This window comes from Pseudovibrio sp. M1P-2-3 (genome assembly GCF_031501865.1).
Classification (GTDB): Bacteria; Pseudomonadota; Alphaproteobacteria; order Rhizobiales; family Stappiaceae; genus Pseudovibrio; species Pseudovibrio corallicola.
The window spans coordinates 564,207-584,060 of sequence record NZ_JARRCW010000001.1 but is presented as its reverse complement, the minus strand read 5'-3'; the positions used below and the strand labels follow the sequence as shown (position 1 = coordinate 584,060).

Genomic DNA, 19,854 nt, shown 5'->3' with positions numbered 1-19,854 from the left:
ACTCAATCGACTGGAGAAGAATTCGTGCATCCGCGCCTTTATTTGGTAACACCACCACACTTTGACCTTGACGTATTTGAAGGTCAACTGAAAGAAGCCATTGAAGGCGGCGACATTGCATGCCTGCTTATCTCGGCCCCAAAGGTCAACGAACCAGAACTGCAAACCATTGCAAAGCGCCTTGTCCCTATTGCTCAGGCTGCCGGTATCGCGGTCCTTATAGAAAACAACACCCAGATCGCTGGCCGCTCTGGCGCTGATGGTGTTCACATTACCGGTTCGGACAAAGAACTGGAAGAAGTTGTCCGTTCATTCCAGGAGAGCAAGATCATCGGCCATGCGGGTATTAAGACCAAGCATGAAGCCATGACGGTTGCCTCTATGGGAATTGACTATATTTTCTTTGGTCTGCTTGAATTAGAACAAAAAGAACAAGCAAATAGAAAATCTCTGGAATACGGTCGCTGGTGGGCTGAAGTGTTTGAAACGCCATGCGTCGTATTGTCTGGAACCACACTGGAATCAGTAGAAGCTGCCGCAGCAACTGGAGCAGAATTCGTAGCTGTCCGAGAAGCTATTTGGTCTTACCAAACAGGCCCAAAAGCTGCAATTACAGCAGCTAACGCAGTCTTGTCCCAATATGAACTTGCGGAAGCAGAGGAGTAACATTCCATGCTCACTCGATCTTTAACTCTTGGACGTCGTAGCATTGTATACGGGACTTTTGCATCTATTCTCTTGGCGCTCCCGTCTCATGCCGAGAGCCTCCAAAAGTTAAATACGAGTGAGTTGCTCGCTTCCATGCGTGGAATAGACCAGCTGCTGCCAGAAGACCAGAAAGGTCTCCTGGCTCCCGCCATAATTACGCGCCCCACTGAGCCGCAAGGCAAGATGACAACTCAAGACAGCAGCCCTACGCAGGGAGATTTGGCTTATGGCGCCTTCCAACGAGGCTGGTATTTAACAGCCTTGGACAGGGCAACCAAAGCCGTTGAAGCTGGACAAACCAAATCGGCTACATTGATAGGAGTCCTCTATGAGACAGGTCGGGGAGTTCCTCAGGATCTAAAAACAGCAGCCCACTGGTATGAACTGGCCACAAAAAACGACGACCCACAAGCAGCCTTGCGGCTAGGTTTGCTATATCTGAGCGGAAGTGGCGTCGCTCAGGATAAGAAAAAGGCTGCCGATTATCTAGGTGTTGCTGCAAAGGCTCAACTCAATGAAGCCCTATTCAACTTGGCCCTACTCTACCAAGAGGGTGAAGTTTTCCCGCAAAGTACGGCTAAAGCTAAAGAGCTGTATGAGCAGGCGAGCCTTTCAGATGATGTAGACGCTATGTATGCACTAGGTCTTCTTCTTCTGGATTCCGAGCAAGGCCAATATGACGAAATGCGTGGTGCCTACTGGCTTGGCAGAGCGGCCCGGCGGGGAAATATTGAAGCTCAGGTTCAATATGCTGTTTTGTTATTCCATGGCAAAGGCGTGGTGCCAAATCAGAATGAAGCGGCTGACTGGTTCGAACGTGCGGCAAACGCTGGCAATCCGATTGCAATGAACCGGCTTGCACGCATGTACGCATTTGGCGCAGGGCGTCCCAAAAATATTATAGAAGCCTCAGCATGGCAAAGCCTTGCAAGCCGAATGGGTATCTTTGATAGTGAACTTGATGAGCTCACAAAAAGAATATCACTCAATGAGCAAGAGAAAGTTAGTATGCGTGTACAGGAGCTGGAACCGCTTTTACGCTCACACTAATTTCAAGGTTCCCATTGAGTTCCTATTCAAAAGAATTGGTGGGATTAAGCACTACCCCACCAGACAATAATATTTTCTCTTGAAACCTGAGTGAAATTATGGTGCACAGACCGCAGGCTGGCGTTGCTGCTGATACTCTTGTATTCAAGCGCGACCTGCACACTTTTTTATTTAATCAGACAGATCGGTATCTTTTATGAAACTCAACGGCAACGAGATTAAGCCCGGCAACGTTCTGCAGCATCAGGACACTCTTTGGGCAGTGGTAAAAGTCCAGCATGTAAAGCCTGGCAAGGGCGGAGCCTTTGCACAGGTTGAAATGAAAAACCTGCTTGACGGTCGTAAGTTGAATGAGCGTTTCCGTGCAACAGAATCCGTAGAACGCGTTCGCCTCGAACAGAAGGACTATCAGTTCCTTTACGAAGAAGGCGACATGCTTGTTTTTATGGACACAGAAACATATGAGCAGCTTGAACTGCAAAAGGACTTTGTCGGAGACAGAACTGCCTTCCTTCAAGATGGAATGATGGTGACAGTTGAGCTGCATGAAGAAAAGCCAATCGGCATCACGCTCCCTCAATTTGTAACACTGGAAATTACAGAGGCAGACGCAGTCGTCAAAGGGCAAACTCAGTCTTCTTCATACAAGCCTGCGATGCTGGAAAACGGCGTTCGCTGTATGGTACCTCCTTTCATTTCCTCAGGCGAAAAAATCGTAGTAGACACAAGCTCAGTTGAGTACGTGCGCCGCGCCGACTAATAAACGTAACTCTTTTGCGTGAAGCTGGCTTTTTAATCGCTTCACGCAATCAACCACCGGAAAAAAAATATGGCACGTTCGGCCCTCCTCAACGTCATGGTTCAGGCAGCCACCAAAGCAGGCCGCTCCCTCGCTCGTGATTTTGGTGAAATAGAAAATCTACAGGTTTCCCGTAAGGGACCAGGTGACTTTGTTTCTCAGGCAGATCACAGAGCAGAAAAAATTATTCGCGAAGAACTCCAGAAAGCTCGACCATCCTATGGTCTCCTAATGGAAGAGTCCGGCGAAATTGAAAGTAAAGATGGCCAACACCGCTGGATTGTTGATCCACTTGATGGCACAACAAACTTTCTCCATGGTATTCCGATTTTTGCCGTATCCATCGCTCTTGAACGGGCAGGACAAATTATAGCTGCAGTCATTTATAATCCAGTTATGGACGAGCTTTATACAGCAGAACGTGGAAACGGTGCTTTCTGTAATGATCGCAGACTGCGCGTGGCTGCACGTAAAGATATGGCTGATTGTCTCATTGGCACTGGTATTCCGTTCATTGGTGTGGGAGACCATGCCCGCTCTTTGAAAGAAATTCGCTATGTGATGGGCGAAGTGGCCGGAATTCGCCGGTGCGGAGCCGCTGCCATTGATATGGCATGGGTTGCAAACGGGCGCCTCGATGCATTTTGGGAGAATGGCCTCAATGCATGGGATATTGCCGCAGGCATCCTAATGATTCGCGAAGCTGGTGGTTTTGTCTCCGATGCAGAAGGCAAAGATAACATGCTGAAGACCGGTTCAGTCATCACAGGTAACGAATTTACACATATACAACTGCGGGAACTACTCGCTAAAGCGCGATAATAGCCAGTAATTCATGTGGTAAATCATGTAGTAAGCCACTGCATATCCACTCATCGCACAAGATCTGCGATTTCCGGTTTCCCAAAAGCCGGAAATCGCGTTATCAAAAGGGATCTTTAACGGAATACTGCATTCGGGTTCATGACACGCGATTTCGATCCTTATAGTCTATCCAGTCCTCAAGTTTACTTGTGGCGGATGATCATTTTTCTGGTATTGGCTAGCTTTATCGCTTTTGTCCTTCTTCGCCAGATCTCTCTTGCCTTCATGGCCAACCCTGCACTTAACGGATTGATCTTCGGTGTTGCTATTCTCGGCATTATTCTGAGCTTCCGTCAGGTTCTGCGCATTATGCCAGAAGTCTCATGGGTCAACGGTTTTCGCATTGGCGACCCTCGCCTTGAAGTTAAGCGCCCACCTGTATTATTGGCCCCAATGGCTACCCTTCTAGGGAACAAAGCCGGAGATATGGCCATTTCTCCTGTGACAATGCGCTCCCTCCTCGATTCAATAGGCACCAGACTAGATGAATCCCGAGAGATTTCACGCTATCTCACGCGGCTCCTCGTCTTCCTTGGCTTGGTTGGAACATTTTGGGGCCTGATGCAGACAGTCGGTGCGGTTGCCCAGACGGTATCCACTTTGAATGTTAACGGTAGTGATGCAGCTGTTCTCTTCGAGGATTTGATCAGCGGGATTACCGCGCAGATGACCGGCTTGGGAATAGCTTTTTCATCTTCCCTCCTTGGACTGACAGGTTCACTGATCCTTGGCTTTCTTGATCTACAGGCCGGACAAGCCCAAAACCGATTCTACTTGGAACTCGAGGACTGGCTTTCAACCGTTACTGATATCGAGCCATTAAATGGTGAGGACAGCAATAGCGCTTCAAATCAGGAAAGCCTACATTTTTCGATCGAACAACTGCGCCAAACCATTGAAGCCAGCGGCAGCAATGAAAACGCCAACGTAGCTCTCACTCGTCTTGCTGAAGGTATTCAAGGTCTTGTTCAACATGTTCGATCTGAACAAAAGATGATGCGCGAGTGGGCAGAAGGTCAAAATATACAACAGCGTAGAATAGAAAGGCTTCTCAAAACACTTACAGAAGGCCTTGAGCGAGAAACGGAAAAGGACTAGGAAATGGCGGTTGCTCGTAGCAGGCGTGGGGAACGTGGTGCAGAAGACTACTGGCCGGGCTTTGTGGATGCCATGTCCGCTTTGCTTTTAGTATTCATTTTCTTACTCTCGATCTTCATGATCGCACAATTCTTCCTCAGTCAGCAGCTTTCAGGTCGAGACTCTGTCTTGAATCGCCTGAACCAGCAAATCGCTGAACTAACCGAGTTATTGGCTTTGGAAAAAGCCAATGTGGGTGATTTGGAAACTACTGTCTCCTCCTTGCAGTTCAGCTTGGAAACAATGACGAGTCAACGGAATGAGCTGCAAACCAGACTTCAAGCAAGTTCGGGAGAAATTGATGATGCGGACGGCAGGCTTGCGACCCTGCAAAGCCAACTAGAAGGTGAAAAGCAACTCAGCTCTAAAGCGCTTGCCCAAGTTGAACTCCTGAATCAGCAACTTTCCGCATTACGACGTCAAATTGCCGCTCTAGAAGACGCTCTGGACGCCTCAGAGCACCGGGATCAGGAAAGTCAGACAAAGATTGCCGATCTGGGTAAACGGCTCAATGTGGCGTTAGCACAGCGTGTGCAGGAGCTCTCCCGCTATCGATCGGACTTCTTTGGCCGCCTTAGAACAATACTTGCACAACGCTCAGACATACAAGTCGTTGGCGACCGTTTCGTTTTCCAATCAGAAGTTCTGTTTCCTTCCGGATCCGAGGACATCAATCCTCAAGGGCGCCAGCAGCTTGATATTCTAGCAAGCGCAATTAAGGAGTTGGAAAATCAGATTCCCTATGAAATTGAATGGGTCCTACGGGTAGATGGGCATACCGATGCACGCCCGCTTTCAGGCTCGGGCCGACTTCGGAATAACTGGGAGCTTTCAGCTGCGCGCGCAATCTCAGTTGTGAGGTATCTTATCGCACAAGGCGTTTCACCTGAGCACCTTGTTGCAGCTGGATTTGGAGAATATCAACCTCTTGAAAATGGTGATAGTGAATCGGTTTATGCCAAGAACCGGCGCATTGAACTAAAGCTCACGCAACGATAATCATCCCCTGTGACTGTATGGATAAAAAGAAACCCAGCACTAGTGCTGAGTTTCAGAGTTTTATACCTTGAAATGTTGTCTTCGAGCACCTTTACCCGAAAACCTTTATCAATGTCTCAAAGGTATGCTTCAGCTTAACTCTCGTCTTCGTCGGAGCTGGATGAAGAGAAATTTGCAAAGACGGCGTCAGCATCAATCTCTTCTTCCTGAGGCTTCTTCTGAGCCGGTTTCGCAAAGGCGGCAGCAAGAGCATCTTCACTGGTTGTCTCATCAACTGGTAGCAGAGTTTCAGGCTGCTCTTTCAGAACCTTCTGAGGTGCATTCTTCGCACCTTTTTCCACTTCGATATCCAGCTCAGTCTGCGAACACAGTCCCAACGTTACAGGATCTGCAGGGGTCAGGTTCGCAGAATTCCAATGCGTCCGGTCGCGAATAGCTTCAATTGTTGGCTTGGTCGTTCCAACCAATCGCATAATTTGTGCGTCCGCCAACTCTGGATGATGACGAACTAACCATAAAATTGCATTGGGGCGATCCTGCCTACGAGAAACAGGTGTATACCGCGGCCCTTTTCTTTTTGCCTCTGGAACACGCACTTTTGATTCATGAACATGCATTTGGTAGCGCGGATTATTCTGAGCTTTCTCAATTTCATCCCGGGTGAGCTGACCTGTCAGGACTGGATCCAATCCTTTAATCCCCTGAGCGGCTTCCCCATCAGCGATAGCCTTCACTTCAAGGGGATGAAGCTTACAAAATGCAGCAATCTGATCAAAGCTTAGCGCTGTATTATCTACCAACCAAACGGCGGTTGCTTTTGGCATGAGTGGCGCGTTGGCCATAGCGTATAACCCTCCTGTAAGCTTTCGCGACGATTTAACAGGCAAAAGCTAAAAGTATTGTGTGTTTTCGGGAAACTTGGCCCGCAATATACGCTTACCTGAACCGGAAAGCAATTGTCGATGATGAGAAGTTACGAAGAGGCACAGCTCATCATCCCTATGACTTTAGTGATTGGCTAGGCCACATTGAGCAAAATTTTACCAATATGGCTTGAGCTCTCCATCAATTCATGGGCTTTGTCTGCTTCTTCCAGTGGGAAGATTCGATCTACAACAATCTCAATTTGCTTATTCTCTAAAAGGGGCCATACCTTTTGATAGAGCTCCTGTGCTATCTTTCCTTTGAATTCAGTAGAACGTGGCCGTAACGTCGAACCTGTGTGCACTAGCCTTTTCATCATTAAACGTGCAAAATTCACATCCTTACTGATTCCATTCAACGTTGCGAGCTGGCAAATGCGACCATCCATCGCAGCAACTTTCCAGTTGCGCTCTACATAATCTCCACCAACCATATCCAGAATTACATCAATCCCCTGTTTATCAGTGATATTCAAAATTTCCGAAACAAAGTCTTTTTCTTTGTAGTTTATTGAATGGTGAGCACCAAATTTTCTGGCTGCTTCCACTTTCAGTTCCGATCCAGCAGTTGTAAAAACTGTCGCTCCGAAAGCTTTTGCCAACTGAATAGCTGTTGACCCTATTCCAGAAGTTCCCCCATGAACAAGGAAAGTTTCTCCCTGTTGAAGGCCAGCCCGATCAAAAACATTCGTCCAAACTGTAAAAAAGGTTTCCGGAATACCAGCGGCTTCTTCCATGGATAGACCTTTTGGAAGGGGAAGCGCACTTGAAGCGGGAACACTGCAATACTCCGCATATCCACCACCTGGAGCAAGAGCTGTGACGGCATCTCCAATCCTATGCCCTTCGACTCCCTCTCCAATTGCAGCAATGTGCCCACTGACTTCTAATCCCAACAGCTCCGAAGCCCCCTTCGGAGCGGGGTATAAACCCTTGCGCTGCATAATATCTGGCCGGTTCACACCTGCCACTTTTACTGCGATAAGGATTTCTCCAAAACCAGCTTTAGGTGTCGGGCGCTCGGCAAGCTTAAGTACATTCGGCGGGCCGGCTTCAGCTGCAATAATCGCTTTCATTGTTTGAGGTAATTTTGTCATGAGGCCTCCATCTGAACACATCGCCCACAACCTGAGGCGCATAAATCAGAATTACTAAACTATAAGCAAAGCCCAATCAAATATGGCTATCTCATCAAAAAGTTGGAATATGCCATATCAATACTTACTTAAGTACAAATTGCATAATATATTATCAGTAAAATGCTTACATATCAGGTCATAAAATTAGCATAAATTTGTTATATATTTACCATTACTTCACCATTGTATATTAAATATTTAATATCCAGTCATCTGGATCGAAGTATTATAAATACTTCCATTTAAGCCTCCCTGTTTAACTCAGGAGGATCTTATAAGGATCCTCCTTTTTCTTCCAGATTAGACCCTCTTACTCAAGACTATTGCCTCCTACTTTTCAGGAGTGTTTTTTTAGAGTGGCTATAGTAGATCGATGAACGTTAAGTATAACAGATGAAATTGCTCGGATTTATTCTCAATTTTTTCTAGAATTTTAATCAGCGTCTTAATTTAACTGATGCCTTTTTTGAAACTCACTGATAGTATTGAGAAGGTCAGCCCGTCATGAATGATAGCAAGAATAAACAAAGTGCCTTGCCCATCCCATTTACGAGTAGATTGTTTAAATCTCCAAGCTTTACCGGCCTCTATAAAGAAGGCATGAACCTCATAGAAGAGACAGCTTCCTATCTGGATGGTGAAGGGCGAGAAGCTGCACGAAAGCTACAGCCAGCGAACTCCCTCGTTTATGCATCGGAATCCATGCGTTTAACTACCCGTTTGATGCAACTTGCATCTTGGCTCCTTCTGCAAAGAGCCGCAAAGGAAGGAGAGATTACACCTGAACAAGCAACCAAGGAATGCAAGGGCATAAAAATTGACCGTTTCTTTTCTTTCGATCCAAATAATCTAAATGGGAAGCTTCCCGATCCAATGCTGGATTTAATTCAACGCTCCATACGATTACAAGAACGCATTCAGCATATGGATAAAATGATAGCTTTAGAGCTTCAAAGCGACCGAGTGAGTACTGCACAAAACCCTATTGCTGATCAGATATCAAAAATTCGAGAAGCTTTTCATGGGTAGAGGCTATTATGTACCGCTCCTAGATCCCCTTTAATTTGATAGAGGCTCTCTTAAAGAGATTCCTATAGAATCCTGAAGCAAACAAGGACTAGGTTCGTTTTCAGGACAATCACAAATGAACTCGCGAGAGACCCCAGAAAACTCCTGCACGTTTCAAAGAGATGGTTCTCCCATACTTATTGAATCCATCTCAGATGTTCTTGATATTATACAACGTCCCTATGAATATCTTTCGGAAGTTATCAGCCCTGACCCAATCGCCCCTCTCGGGTATACTGATGACCGCTTCCCTCGCCCTATTTCTTCAGGTCTTTGGTTCCTGGGCCGGGCTGACCAAAATTCAATCGCTTGCCCTCCTGTATTCGAAAGTAGAAACGAAGGGGGGCTAGATTATGTAAATGAAAGTAATCTGGTAAATAACTTCACGGGAAAACTAAAAGCCCACCAATTGTCACTGGACCTTCTTGAGGAAATGGCAACAGCGGGACTACCAACCAGACTTTTGAGGTGGAGCAGCAGTATTCTAGAAGCAGTTTCCAATGCTATCGAGGCCAATCAACTTATTCAAAAATTAGACGATAATGGCCTGTCACTAAACACTGGAGAGTTGCTGGAGGCGAACCCCGTTTTTTACATTTTAAACGCATACCGACTTAACCAACAAGCCTGCTCAACACTGAGTCACCCTGAACTTTTCTCTGAAGATGAATTGGAAGTTGTCCTTAGATGTTTTCAGGCTTCCAACCTTTACATAGAAGATGTACTGGCAAGTGCTTTACGCTCCCATACTATTTGCTTGGACCAAAAGTGTCTGCAAGTTATTGATATATTAGAGGGTGAAGATAAAGCTGCAGCAGCAGATTTTATTAGAAGCCTCTCCTCCCCCATTGCCGTACGCTCGAAAAACGGCTCTTTGTATACTCTGCACGGGGGAAAGGTTAAATACTATGATATTTCCAGGAATCCCGAATTACTAAACAAGAACTTTACACGCTCTAAAGACACCAGAACGTCAGGGGGGTGGACTTTTATTAATTCACCTACTGACCTACACCAACTCAACAATCAAATGCAGGCATCTCGTTTTAACCAGTTCATGAAGAAGTTTGTGATTTCAGCTAAAGCCATTCACAGAATCCGGACAGAGTTGGAAAGATTGGGTATTTCCCCCAAGCGGACAAGAATTGGACTGACTGCGCATCAGCCAGCCTATCACAAATGGGCACTTAGAGGGATAGAGCGCTATACGCTCTCATTTCCACACCTTGAAGGCGCATTGGGTGAACGTGAACCCCTGGGCGAATTATATGATGGAGCCGATTACGATGAAATTTCAGATATGGTCAACTCATTAGTTGATAACAAGAGACAATAAAAAAAGCCCCAGATAAACCGAGGCTTTTTGTTCGCAATAGTTTTGAGCTGAATTAACCGCCCAAAAAGCCTGCAAATTTGTTTTTGAACTTAGATACGCGGCCATCACGGTCCATAAGCTGACGATCACCACCAGTCCATGCTGGGTGAGAGCTTGGATCAATGTCCAGCTGCAAAGTTGCACCTTCAGCGCCGTATGTAGAGCGTGTTTTGTATTCAGAACCATCTGTCATCACAACTGTGATGGTGTGGTAGTCTGGATGAATATCCTGTTTCATAGCCAGTCCTTTCAGCGTCGGCCTCGCCACCTCTATATAGGTTGGGCTGGCTCAATCCGCAATTATCCTCTGAAACTGCCAGATTCACAGGCAGCTTAAAATCGTGATCGCGTCTATAACTCATCAAACCGCGTGTTACAAGAGGGCAAGTCCCCCCTGACCCAAGAGAATCTGCTTGAATTTTTAATCGATACGCTTCTACTTCCATTCCTATATCATAATTATAGAATTTTGAAATTAATTGGGATACCCATGTCCATACTTGCTACGCCGAAAATCAAAGATTCATTGCACCCCCTCATAGCGCTTTTTCCATACCTGAAACGCCACCAACGCAAAGTATATTGCGCTATAGCGGCTCTAATTGCAGCAGCCGTACTCACACTTTTGTTGCCGTTAGCCCTGCGCCAATTGATAGATGATGGCTTTTCGAATAGCAGCATATCTATCGTTGACAACGCTTTCCTCGGTTTATTTCTACTAGGCCTTGCCTTGGCCATAGCGAGTGCTCTGCGGTACTATTATGTCATGTGGATCGGAGAACGTGTCGTCGCTGACATCCGCTCTGATGTGTTTGCGCATCTAACGAGCTTAAGTCCCGCATTCTTCGATCGTGCCAAATCTGGTGAAATCATTTCACGGCTAGCTGCAGACACAACGCTCATAAAGGCCGCGTTTGGGGCCAGCGCCTCGATTGCACTTCGCCAAATCCTCCTACTTGGAGGTGGCGCTTTAATGATGGCAGTTACCAGTCCTACACTTTCGATATTTGTTCTGGTCGCTATTCCCCTTATCGTCCTGCCATTAATTGCTTTTGGCCGGTCCGTAAAAAAGCGAAGCCGTACTGCACAAGACTCTTTGGCTGAGACAATTGCTTATGCAACAGAAGCACTCGGATCAATTAGAACGCTTCAGTCCTTTCTAGCTGAAACGCACGTCTCACAGAGGTTTTCACAGGATACGGAAGTAGCTTTTACAGATTCAGTTCATGCGGTTAAGACACGCTCCCTATTAGTATTCACTATTATGTCTGTGACACTAGGAAGCATTACCTCCGTTATTTGGGTTGGAGCACTTTCCGTGATTGAAGGAACAATCACTGCCGGAGAATTGGCTCAGTTTATTGTCTATTCAATTCTTGCTGCCGGAGCATTAAGCCAGCTCGCACAAGTTTGGGGGGAACTTTCACAGGCAGCTGGGGCTGCCGAGCGGCTCGCGGAACTTTTGGCAACCTCAACAGAAGTTTCAGAGCCAATTGAGCCTCAAAAGCTCCTGTACCCTCCAAAGGGCTCAATCACTTTTGATAGAATCAAGTTCTCATATCCAACAACCCCCAAAGGGGTCATTGATGATCTCTCAGTCAATATTAAAAAGGGAGAGACAGTTGCCATTGTTGGGCCAAGCGGATCAGGAAAGTCAACTATATTTCAATTACTTATGAGATTTTACGACCCAACAAAGGGCAAAATCTTACTCGACGATATAGATTTGCAAAATCTCCCGACCAGAGAACTACGTCGACACATGGCACTTGTTCCCCAAGATACGGCCATATTTCATATGAGTGTTGCCGACAACATTTCATATGGCAGCCCCAACGCTTCCCTAAATGCAATTATGAGTGCTTCCAAACAGGCTTTAGCAGAAGAGTTTATTTTAAAGATGGATCATGGCTATGACACCATAATTGGAGAAAGAGGTGTTACATTATCTGGAGGTCAGAGGCAACGGATTGCAATTGCTCGAGCAATCCTAAAGGATGCTCCTATTTTGTTACTAGATGAAGCGACAAGTGCCCTTGATGCAGAGAGTGAGAAAACAGTTCAACAAGCCTTAGACCAGCTCATGCAGGGTAGGACAACGCTTGTGATTGCCCACCGCCTAGCAACTGTTCTTAATGCAGACAGGATTATTGTGTTGGAAAACGGTAGGATTATCGAAACCGGAAAACACCAAGAGTTAATTGCCAAAAATGGTTTGTATTCAAAGCTGGCAAAGCTCCAATTTACGTTGAATTAGTTGTAAATATATTTGTATGCAACTTTACCTATATAGGGCAGCTATTCTCCCTGATGTTGGTAGTTTGTAAAATTCAAAGGCAATCGGCCACCATCAGCGAAGATTACCTGCCCGGTAATATATCCGGCATCCTCTGATGCTAAAAAAGCAGCAACGCTTGCAATTTCTGAGGCTTTCCCCAGCCGCCCTAAAGGTGTTCTCAACATAACTTTTTCTAGAGTTTGTTGATCTTGTATAATATCTGTAAGCAGTTTTGTATCCACAGCACCAGGCCCGATCGCATTAACCCGGATACCATAAGGAGCTAAAGCCACTGCACAGACCCGTGTAAGCTGGTTTAGCCCCCCTTTAGAGACTGAATATGGAGCTTGATCAGCGACAGCCAGAATGGAATTTATGGAAGATATATTGATGATGCATGCACCATTGATTTGCGTCCCTTCAGACAGTCTTTCTACCATATGGCGCGCGACTGCTTGCGAGCACAAAAACGGGCCACGCAAGTTCACTTTTATTATCCGGTCAAAGTCATCAAGTTTAACATCGAGAAAGTCTGATGCTGAAGCTATGCCAGCATTATTTACCAAAATATCTATATGCCCAAAAGTATCGATTGTCGCAGATACCATATTTCGGACACCCAAGCGTTCACCAACGTTGCAGTGAATAAACTCGACATTTCCTTTTTGCTTCAAGCTTTCAGCAGCTTCCTCACCAGCTTTCTCATCAATGTCTGCAAGCATGACATTGCATCCAACGTCGACGAAACGCTTAGCAATGGCATAACCTATGCCATGGGCGGCCCCAGTGATAACGGCAACTTTATTCTCAAGCGTCATGATAAAACCACTCCACTTAGCGAAGGATCAAGTTCGGCCACCCAAAGAACAGTAACATCTACTTATTCCTTGTTGAGGCCTACCAGTCCTCGCTTTTTCAATTGCGCTTCTATTTCGCTTAATATGATAGGATCATCTATAGTTGCGGGAACCTTATACTCTGCTCCCTCTGCAATACTGCGCATGGTCCCGCGTAGTATTTTTCCACTTCTTGTTTTTGGTAAGCGCTCAACAGTTACAGCAATTTTGAATGCAGCAACCGCACCAATTTTTTGCCTCACAGAACTCACCAGTTCTTTCTCAATTTCTGAAGGATCCCGTTCGACCCCAGACTTAAGAACCACAAGACCGCACGGAATTTTCCCCTTAATCGTATCAGAAACCCCAATTACTGCGCACTCAGCAACATCCTTATGTCCTGCGAGAACCTCCTCCATTCCCCCTGTAGAGAGCCTATGTCCAGCAACATTAATTATGTCATCTGTACGAGACATTATGTAGAGATACCCATCTTCATCTTTCCTCCCGGCATCTGCTGTTTTGTAATACCCTGGAAATTCTGAGAGATAACTTTCTTCAAACCGTTGTTCCGCTTGCCATAGCGTTGGGAGGCAACCAGGAGGAAGGGGCAGTTTTATGAGTATATTCCCCAATACGCCAGCAGGTACTTCCTTTCCATGGTCATCCAGAATACGAACATCGTAACCAGGCAGCGGTAGGGTGGAAGCCCCAGCTTTCGCTGGTAGCATTCCCAACCCCAAGGGATTACCGGAGATGCACCACCCTGTTTCCGTTTGCCACCAATGATCAATAACCGGTACATTCAACAGCTGAGAGGCCCACTCTACTGTATCCGGATCAGCGTGCTCTCCCGCCAAAAAAAGAGATTTAAAACTATCCATTTTGTAGTTTTCGAGCAGCTTAGCCTTAGGGTCATCCCTCTTTATAACGCGAATTGCAGTGGGCGCGGTAAAGAGTGATTTTACAGAATATTCGCTAATAATGCGCCAAAAAGCACCTGCATCTGGAGTGCCTACTGGTTTACCTTCATAAAGAACGGTTGTAGCTCCTGCCAGTAACGGCGCGTACACAATATATGAATGTCCAACAACCCAACCCACATCTGAAGCTGCCCAGAAGACGTCTCCAACGCCAACATCGTAAAGATTTTTCATGGACCAAGTCAGTGCGACCATATGGCCACCATTGTCCCGCAATACTCCTTTGGGCTGCCCCGTCGTCCCAGATGTATAGAGAATATATAGTGGATCAGTCGCCAACACCGGCACACATTCGTGAGAAAGGTCATGCGACAAAGCATCAGCCATAAGCTGACCCAAGTCCAGATCTTGGCCTTCTTTAAGCACTGCCGGGCATTCTTCCCTTTGCAAAATGAAGCAAGTATCAGGTTTATGCTTCGAGAGTTCGATAGCCTCATCCAACAATGGCTTATAGGATATGATCTTTTGAGGCTCCAGACCACAGGAAGCTGCAACAACTAGTTTAGGTTGTGCATCCTCAATACGAGCGGCCAGCTCCCGCGCAGCAAAGCCGCCAAAGACCACGGAATGAATCGCACCCACCCTTGCACATGCGAGCATTGCTACAACCACTTCAGGGATCATTGGCATGTATATGAGCACCCGATCACCTTTACCTATCCCTTGACGTGCCATCAGAGCGGCCATAGCAGCAACCTTTTCTAGAAGCTCTGCGTAGGTGAATTTCTGTTTTTTACCAGCCAACGGACTATCGTAAATCAAAGCAATTTGCTCAGCCCTGCCACGTTCCACGTGACGATCCAAACAGTTATAGCAAGTATTCGTCTGACCTTCCGTGAACCAGCGTCCGTAAGGACCACTTTCAGGATCGAACACCTTGTCCCATGCCTTGATCCAATCAATACTATTAGCAGCATTGGCCCAAAACTGCTCAGGGTCCTTCTTCCATGCTTCATAGGTATCGAAATAACGACTTTTCATTGTAGCTCCTCCCAAAGACCACTCGTAACTTTATGAGTTACGTCTTGTTATCCAAGGTGAAGTGAATCTTGCCTGAAGGCAACAGAATGAATCTAATGAAATAGTCGACCAAATACAGCAGTGAAGAGAAGAATTTAGAAAAAGAATGGCATTCTCAAGCCACTGTTTCCGATAGTGTTTGACGAGAATGTTGTAGCAAATCCCTTGAGGTCAATCATAGATGACAGCTCAAGCTTGAAATGCAGTACAGTTAGAATGAGGCAGAACGCGACGAAAAATGTAGTAATCAAAAAAAGCAACCCACCAAAGCTACGTAAACTTTTCAGAGCTTCATGGCGCGAAAGATAAAACTCAACAAGCCCAGCCAAAAGAATCGGAATGACGAGCCAAACCCCATAGCGTTGAGCTCCTCCACTCACCCCTATAGCCTCCATCCCAACAAAAACTGCTACTGCAACAGAAACTACACTGAGGACTATATAAATCACACGATCAAGATCAAACCGGAGCCGAGGCATAGCAAAACCTAGCGATTACATGTTTCAATGAACTGAAACGTAGTCTCTGACAACCCTATGATCCATCAAGTGATCCGGGACACTCGCCTACTCTAGAATATCGGTGGCTTCACTACACTTGCGCACATTGTCGCTGTAGTCTTTTCATGAAACGATATAACTCTGATCAATGAAATTCAGTTAATTCTGCCAAAAACGGACTGAAAGTACTCTAAATACAATCAGTCCGCGGAATTTAAAGCGTCATACACCTGCATGGCGCATTGCTTTTATGAATGAGCTAATGTGGTTGCTGGATTTTAATTTGTGATATCTGTTCCTTTAACAGCAGCTTTCGTCGCTTTAACTCTGCAATCTCGAGAGAATCCACAGAAGGATGCAGCGCGGTTCCTTCAATTTCCTTTTCAAGAGATGCATGACGACGCTCAAGTTCGGACAAACGAGCCTGGATGGACATAGATGAAGATCCTCCTGTCTATTGCTGTTAATGTTTTGCATAGTGGCATTAAAATTATCATCTGTCGAACGACAAAAAAGTGCATTTGACTCTATAATAACAATGCTAGATTGTTTTAAATGAATGATGTTCCCTTTTCTCTCAGGGTTGGGCTATGTTGGTATTTGGCTTCAGTGCAGAGTGGGGTGGCTTAGTTTTTCTAGTTTCACAGCTACAAAATGACTCCCTAACATTTCTTGGGCTAAATTTTGTATTCTCCTATTGGTTTTTCGCCGGAACCCAACACCGGCTCACTGTTAAAACGAGTAAAATTTTGATGACACCCACCGAAAAAAACCAAGAAGAACTCAAGCAAACTTTAACACAACTGCGCCTTGAGCACCGAGACCTTGACGCCGCGATCAGTGCTCTGCTCCAAACTGGCATAAGCGATATGCTTCAGCTGCAAAGGTTGAAAAAAAAGAAGTTATTGCTTCGAGATAAAATAACAGTTCTTGAAGGTAAACTTGTTCCTGATATCATAGCTTAACCCCAACAAAACACTCTCCAATATGCCAATAAATTCCCCTTGCAACCAACACGTTAACGCATATAATTCCGGCCTTCGTTGCAACGCAAACGGTCGAGGACTATAAGCGTGAGTGAACCGAGCACTGCAAAAGTTGCCATCATAATGGGGAGCCAGTCCGATTGGCCAACCATGAAAAATACTGCCGATACACTGGATGCACTTGGCATTAAGTATGAAGCAAAGATTATTTCAGCTCATCGAACAGTAGATCGTCTTTATAACTTTGCCAAAAATGCCCGTGAAAATGGCTATCAGGTCATTATTGCTGGGGCAGGAGGAGCTGCCCACCTTCCAGGTATGACAGCGGCTATGACCCCCCTTCCAGTTTTCGGAGTGCCAATTCAGTCTAAAGCGCTCAGTGGAAAAGATAGTTTACTGTCTATAGTACAAATGCCTGCCGGAGTTCCTGTTGGCACGCTTGCTATTGGCCGGGCAGGAGCTGTAAACGCTGCTCTAATGGCCGCTTCTGTTTTGGCTTTGAATGATAATTTAATCGCCTTGAAGCTTGATGAGTGGAGACAAAAACAAACAGATGCAGTCGCTGAAATACCAGTTGATTATACGGATTAACACCCCCCTCCAGTAAAGGGCAACCAGAGTATGGCCACAACACTTCTTCCCGGATCGGTAATAGGCATCCTTGGCGGAGGGCAACTTGGCAGAATGCTCTCGCAATCCGCCGCTCGCCTAGGCTTTAAGTGTCACATTTACTGCCCCTCCCCCGATAGCCCAGCGTTTGAAACCAGCGCCCTACATACCAAAGCCGCCTATGATGACTGGGAAGCGCTTTCTCAATTTGCGAAGTCTGTTTCAGTTGTTACCTATGAGTTTGAGAATGTTCCTGGAGAAACCGCCGATTTTCTCAATAAAATTGTTCCAGTCAGACCTGGGCCAAAGGCACTGGCAGTATCTCAAGACCGGCTAACAGAAAAGAACTTCCTAAAAAATATTGCCGGTACTGACATTGCTGGCTTTGCTCAGATAGACAGCGAGGAGAATTTAGTCGCAGCACTGAATAACTTTGGTGGTAGTGGTGTTTTGAAAACACGCCGCTTCGGATATGATGGTAAAGGTCAGGTTATGCTCCACTCAGCTGATGCAGCCAAAGATGCTTTGGATCAAATTGGCAGGCAGCCAGCAATTTTTGAAGAGCTGGTCCCCTTTACTAAGGAGATTTCAATTATTGCTGCCCGCAATCCCTCTGGGGAAATTCAGTGTTATGACCCCGCAGAAAACCGTCACTTAAGCCACATCTTAAACACTTCAACCGTTCCTGCATCCATCTCATCAAAAACAGCGGAACGTGCAAAAGACATTGCAGAAAATATTCTGCATGCTCTCGACTATATAGGTGTGATCGGCGTTGAACTCTTTGTAGTCAATAAAAATGGCATTGAAACATTACTGGTGAACGAAATTGCACCTCGTGTTCACAATTCTGGACACTGGACCGAAAGTGCCTGCTTTATATCGCAGTTTGAACAGCATATCCGCGCCATTTGCGGCTGGTCACTTGGCAGCCCTACTCGCCATTCTGATGTCATCATGGAAAACCTCATTGGTGAGGATTTGGATAGATGGCAGGAAATCTTGAAAGAGAAAGACGTTCAACTCACACTGTATGGAAAAGCCGAAGCCCGAAAGGGCCGAAAAATGGGACATGTAAACAAACTGTCCCCGCTCACTTCTAATCATTAGAACTTTTAAAAGAGCGGAGGACTACAATTCTCCGCTCTTTCTTAGTTCTCTAGGGCCTAACCAAACCGAGCTCGTAGCGACGCTTGAAGCGGATCGCGAGTAACAGCGCGGAAGTAGCAAGGCCGAGAGCCAGCCCGACCCAGATACCTTCTGCCCCCCACCCTAATGGGAATGCCAGAACATAGGACATTGGAATACCAATTATCCAATACCCTATAAAAGCAATACCCATTGGCGTGCGGGTATCTGAAAGCCCCCGCAGAACTCCAGCAGCGACAACCTGAATCCCATCAACAACCTGAAAGAGAGCGGCAATAAAGAGCAACGGAACGCCCAAGCGCAAAACTGCTGCCGCATCGGTATTTGTTTCCCTTAAGAAAAGACCGATTAACTCAGCCGGATAACTCCAGAAGATGGCTCCGCTAAAGAGTGCTATAAACGCAGCTAAGGAGATCCCGCACCAACCTGCTCGCGTAATACCGGCTCCTGATTGTCGCCCCAAAGACGTTCCAACACGCACAACGGCAGCATTTGACAACCCAATTGGAATCATAAAAGCAGTGCCTGCTAGTTGAGCTGCAATACCATGAGCAGCTACATGTAACGTTCCGATCCATCCCATCATTATCGCTGCGGCACTAAACATCCCCGCCTCGGCAAGCAACATTAGAGAAATCGGCCACCCAAGGCGTAGAATATCAAAAAATGCGCGCCAATCAGCTCTCCAAAAACGGACAAACACTTCATAGGATCTCACCTTTTCATCTTTCTGGATATAAATGATAAGGATTAACGCGGCGCATAAGTTGCTGCCTACAGAAGCAAAACCTGCACCAACAATTCCTAACTCAGGGGCTCCCCAGTGCCCAAAAATTAACGCATAATCCAGAACTGCATTAATTCCTGCACAAAGTAGCGTTGCCCACAGCACAATCTGGGCCTTTTCCAAACTGGTCAGAAAACTTCTTAGTGCCATTACTACTAGCGAGGGATACAAAGACCACTTCAGAATTTGAATATACTCGTTTGCCAGAGAGGCGACCTTAGGGTCCTGACCTAATCTCAGCAAAATGTCTTCGGAGTACGCCAACAGGGCAACTGCCAACGTTGAATAAGCAATGGCCACCCACAGTCCCATCCTAGAAGCACGGCGAACTCCGCGAACATCTCCCTGCCCTTCCGACCTCGCAGCCAATGGCATAACAGCTTGAAGGAATCCCAACCCCGCAAGCCATGTTAAGAAAAACAACTGTGTCGCGAGAACAGAAGCAGCCAATGGCTCAGCACCCAGCCAACCAATCATTATAGTGTCTGTCAAATTAATAGACATCTGCGCCAGCTGGGCTCCGATTAGTGGAACCCCGAGAAGTAACGTGGCTTTGTACTCTTCAAGCCATAAGCGCGCATTACGCGTGTCATCGCCACGAGCTTTAACAAGCGACGTCATAATATGCTCCTGCTGAGGAATGA

20 protein-coding genes are annotated in these 19,854 nt (G+C 46.2%); 12 read left to right on the top strand and 8 right to left on the bottom strand.

Annotated elements, in window-relative coordinates:
* Positions 1–24: 24 nt before the first annotated feature.
* From P6574_RS02785 to P6574_RS02760, 6 genes are all read left to right on the top strand, one after another.
* Entirely contained in the window at positions 25–666 is a 642-nt protein-coding gene (locus tag P6574_RS02785; protein ID WP_310618870.1) for a thiamine phosphate synthase, read from the top strand.
* Positions 667–672: 6 nt separating this feature from the next.
* On the top strand, positions 673–1,758 hold the full coding sequence (locus P6574_RS02780; RefSeq protein WP_310618869.1) for a tetratricopeptide repeat protein: 1,086 nt from the start codon (positions 673–675) through the stop codon (positions 1,756–1,758).
* Positions 1,759–1,954: 196 nt separating this feature from the next.
* The gene (efp, locus tag P6574_RS02775) at positions 1,955–2,518 is read left to right on the top strand and encodes an elongation factor P (RefSeq protein WP_310618868.1); all 564 of its coding nucleotides are present in this window, start codon (positions 1,955–1,957) and stop codon (positions 2,516–2,518) included.
* A 69-nt stretch (positions 2,519–2,587) separates the two neighbouring features.
* Complete coding sequence (locus P6574_RS02770; protein WP_310618867.1) at positions 2,588–3,379, top strand: inositol monophosphatase family protein; 792 nt, start codon at positions 2,588–2,590, stop codon at positions 3,377–3,379.
* A gap of 141 nt (positions 3,380–3,520) precedes the next feature.
* Positions 3,521–4,519 carry a flagellar motor protein MotA gene (locus P6574_RS02765; protein ID WP_310618866.1) on the top strand — a complete coding sequence of 333 codons (999 nt, stop codon included), beginning with the start codon at positions 3,521–3,523 and terminating at the stop codon, positions 4,517–4,519.
* A gap of 3 nt (positions 4,520–4,522) precedes the next feature.
* Positions 4,523–5,557 carry a peptidoglycan -binding protein gene (locus P6574_RS02760; RefSeq protein WP_310618865.1) on the top strand — a complete coding sequence of 345 codons (1,035 nt, stop codon included), beginning with the start codon at positions 4,523–4,525 and terminating at the stop codon, positions 5,555–5,557.
* 134 nt (positions 5,558–5,691) lie between these two features.
* Here the strand turns inward: P6574_RS02760 and P6574_RS02755 are convergent, their stop codons facing one another.
* Together P6574_RS02755 and P6574_RS02750 are read right to left on the bottom strand one after the other, a co-directional pair.
* Entirely contained in the window at positions 5,692–6,399 is a 708-nt protein-coding gene (locus P6574_RS02755) for a DUF1013 domain-containing protein (RefSeq protein ID WP_310618864.1), read from the bottom strand.
* A 176-nt stretch (positions 6,400–6,575) separates the two neighbouring features.
* Positions 6,576–7,577, bottom strand: coding sequence for an NAD(P)H-quinone oxidoreductase (locus P6574_RS02750; protein WP_310618863.1), 1,002 nt, complete (start codon positions 7,575–7,577; stop codon positions 6,576–6,578).
* Positions 7,578–8,123: 546 nt separating this feature from the next.
* On the opposite strand from P6574_RS02750, the gene rcdA reads away from it, so the two are divergent.
* Together rcdA and P6574_RS02740 are read left to right on the top strand one after the other, a co-directional pair.
* Positions 8,124–8,648, top strand: a complete 525-nt coding sequence (gene rcdA / locus P6574_RS02745) for a protease adaptor protein RcdA (protein ID WP_310618862.1) — start codon at positions 8,124–8,126, stop codon at positions 8,646–8,648.
* A gap of 472 nt (positions 8,649–9,120) precedes the next feature.
* Entirely contained in the window at positions 9,121–10,023 is a 903-nt protein-coding gene (locus P6574_RS02740; protein ID WP_310618861.1) for a hypothetical protein, read from the top strand.
* A gap of 52 nt (positions 10,024–10,075) precedes the next feature.
* Here the strand turns inward: P6574_RS02740 and rpmE are convergent, their stop codons facing one another.
* Complete coding sequence (rpmE, locus tag P6574_RS02735) at positions 10,076–10,300, bottom strand: 50S ribosomal protein L31 (protein ID WP_310618860.1); 225 nt, start codon at positions 10,298–10,300, stop codon at positions 10,076–10,078.
* A gap of 252 nt (positions 10,301–10,552) precedes the next feature.
* On the opposite strand from rpmE, the gene P6574_RS02730 reads away from it, so the two are divergent.
* Positions 10,553–12,319, top strand: coding sequence for an ABC transporter transmembrane domain-containing protein (locus tag P6574_RS02730; RefSeq protein ID WP_310618859.1), 1,767 nt, complete (start codon positions 10,553–10,555; stop codon positions 12,317–12,319).
* A 41-nt stretch (positions 12,320–12,360) separates the two neighbouring features.
* Here the strand turns inward: P6574_RS02730 and P6574_RS02725 are convergent, their stop codons facing one another.
* From P6574_RS02725 to P6574_RS02710, 4 genes are all read right to left on the bottom strand, one after another.
* Complete coding sequence (locus P6574_RS02725) at positions 12,361–13,158, bottom strand: SDR family NAD(P)-dependent oxidoreductase (protein WP_310618858.1); 798 nt, start codon at positions 13,156–13,158, stop codon at positions 12,361–12,363.
* Between the two features lie 62 nt (positions 13,159–13,220).
* The gene (locus P6574_RS02720) at positions 13,221–15,140 is read right to left on the bottom strand and encodes a propionyl-CoA synthetase (protein ID WP_310618857.1); all 1,920 of its coding nucleotides are present in this window, start codon (positions 15,138–15,140) and stop codon (positions 13,221–13,223) included.
* A gap of 134 nt (positions 15,141–15,274) precedes the next feature.
* Entirely contained in the window at positions 15,275–15,628 is a 354-nt protein-coding gene (locus P6574_RS02715) for a hypothetical protein (RefSeq protein ID WP_310618856.1), read from the bottom strand.
* A 310-nt stretch (positions 15,629–15,938) separates the two neighbouring features.
* The gene (locus tag P6574_RS02710; protein ID WP_310618855.1) at positions 15,939–16,115 is read right to left on the bottom strand and encodes a YdcH family protein; all 177 of its coding nucleotides are present in this window, start codon (positions 16,113–16,115) and stop codon (positions 15,939–15,941) included.
* 316 nt (positions 16,116–16,431) lie between these two features.
* Here P6574_RS02710 and P6574_RS02705 point away from each other — a divergent pair, with 316 nt between their 5' ends.
* From P6574_RS02705 to P6574_RS02695, 3 genes are all read left to right on the top strand, one after another.
* Positions 16,432–16,644: a YdcH family protein gene (locus tag P6574_RS02705; protein WP_310622091.1), complete on the top strand. Its 213-nt coding sequence runs from the start codon at positions 16,432–16,434 to the stop codon at positions 16,642–16,644.
* Positions 16,645–16,752: 108 nt separating this feature from the next.
* Positions 16,753–17,256, top strand: a complete 504-nt coding sequence (purE, locus tag P6574_RS02700) for a 5-(carboxyamino)imidazole ribonucleotide mutase (RefSeq protein ID WP_310618854.1) — start codon at positions 16,753–16,755, stop codon at positions 17,254–17,256.
* A gap of 30 nt (positions 17,257–17,286) precedes the next feature.
* Complete coding sequence (locus tag P6574_RS02695) at positions 17,287–18,384, top strand: 5-(carboxyamino)imidazole ribonucleotide synthase (RefSeq protein ID WP_310618853.1); 1,098 nt, start codon at positions 17,287–17,289, stop codon at positions 18,382–18,384.
* A gap of 49 nt (positions 18,385–18,433) precedes the next feature.
* Here P6574_RS02695 and P6574_RS02690 read toward each other — a convergent pair whose 3' ends face one another.
* Complete coding sequence (locus P6574_RS02690) at positions 18,434–19,831, bottom strand: MATE family efflux transporter (protein WP_310618852.1); 1,398 nt, start codon at positions 19,829–19,831, stop codon at positions 18,434–18,436.
* Between the last annotated feature and the right edge of the window lie 23 nt (positions 19,832–19,854).

Bases quoted from the DNA above. Each gene is read 5' to 3' on its own strand.
- P6574_RS02780 (WP_310618869.1), top strand. From the start codon at position 673: ATGCTCACTCGATCTTTAACTCTTGGACGTCGTAGCATTGTATACGGG.
- efp (WP_310618868.1), top strand. From the start codon at position 1,955: ATGAAACTCAACGGCAACGAGATTAAGCCCGGCAACGTTCTGCAGCAT.
- P6574_RS02770 (WP_310618867.1), top strand. From the start codon at position 2,588: ATGGCACGTTCGGCCCTCCTCAACGTCATGGTTCAGGCAGCCACCAAA.
- P6574_RS02765 (WP_310618866.1), top strand. From the start codon at position 3,521: ATGACACGCGATTTCGATCCTTATAGTCTATCCAGTCCTCAAGTTTAC.
- P6574_RS02760 (WP_310618865.1), top strand. From the start codon at position 4,523: ATGGCGGTTGCTCGTAGCAGGCGTGGGGAACGTGGTGCAGAAGACTAC.
- P6574_RS02755 (WP_310618864.1), bottom strand. From the start codon at position 6,399: ATGGCCAACGCGCCACTCATGCCAAAAGCAACCGCCGTTTGGTTGGTA.
- P6574_RS02750 (WP_310618863.1), bottom strand. From the start codon at position 7,577: ATGACAAAATTACCTCAAACAATGAAAGCGATTATTGCAGCTGAAGCC.
- rcdA (WP_310618862.1), top strand. From the start codon at position 8,124: ATGAATGATAGCAAGAATAAACAAAGTGCCTTGCCCATCCCATTTACG.
- P6574_RS02740 (WP_310618861.1), top strand. From the start codon at position 9,121: ATGGCAACAGCGGGACTACCAACCAGACTTTTGAGGTGGAGCAGCAGT.
- rpmE (WP_310618860.1), bottom strand. From the start codon at position 10,300: ATGAAACAGGATATTCATCCAGACTACCACACCATCACAGTTGTGATG.
- P6574_RS02730 (WP_310618859.1), top strand. From the start codon at position 10,553: ATGTCCATACTTGCTACGCCGAAAATCAAAGATTCATTGCACCCCCTC.
- P6574_RS02725 (WP_310618858.1), bottom strand. From the start codon at position 13,158: ATGACGCTTGAGAATAAAGTTGCCGTTATCACTGGGGCCGCCCATGGC.
- P6574_RS02720 (WP_310618857.1), bottom strand. From the start codon at position 15,140: ATGAAAAGTCGTTATTTCGATACCTATGAAGCATGGAAGAAGGACCCT.
- P6574_RS02710 (WP_310618855.1), bottom strand. From the start codon at position 16,115: ATGTCCATCCAGGCTCGTTTGTCCGAACTTGAGCGTCGTCATGCATCT.
- P6574_RS02705 (WP_310622091.1), top strand. From the start codon at position 16,432: ATGACACCCACCGAAAAAAACCAAGAAGAACTCAAGCAAACTTTAACA.
- P6574_RS02695 (WP_310618853.1), top strand. From the start codon at position 17,287: ATGGCCACAACACTTCTTCCCGGATCGGTAATAGGCATCCTTGGCGGA.
- P6574_RS02690 (WP_310618852.1), bottom strand. From the start codon at position 19,831: ATGACGTCGCTTGTTAAAGCTCGTGGCGATGACACGCGTAATGCGCGC.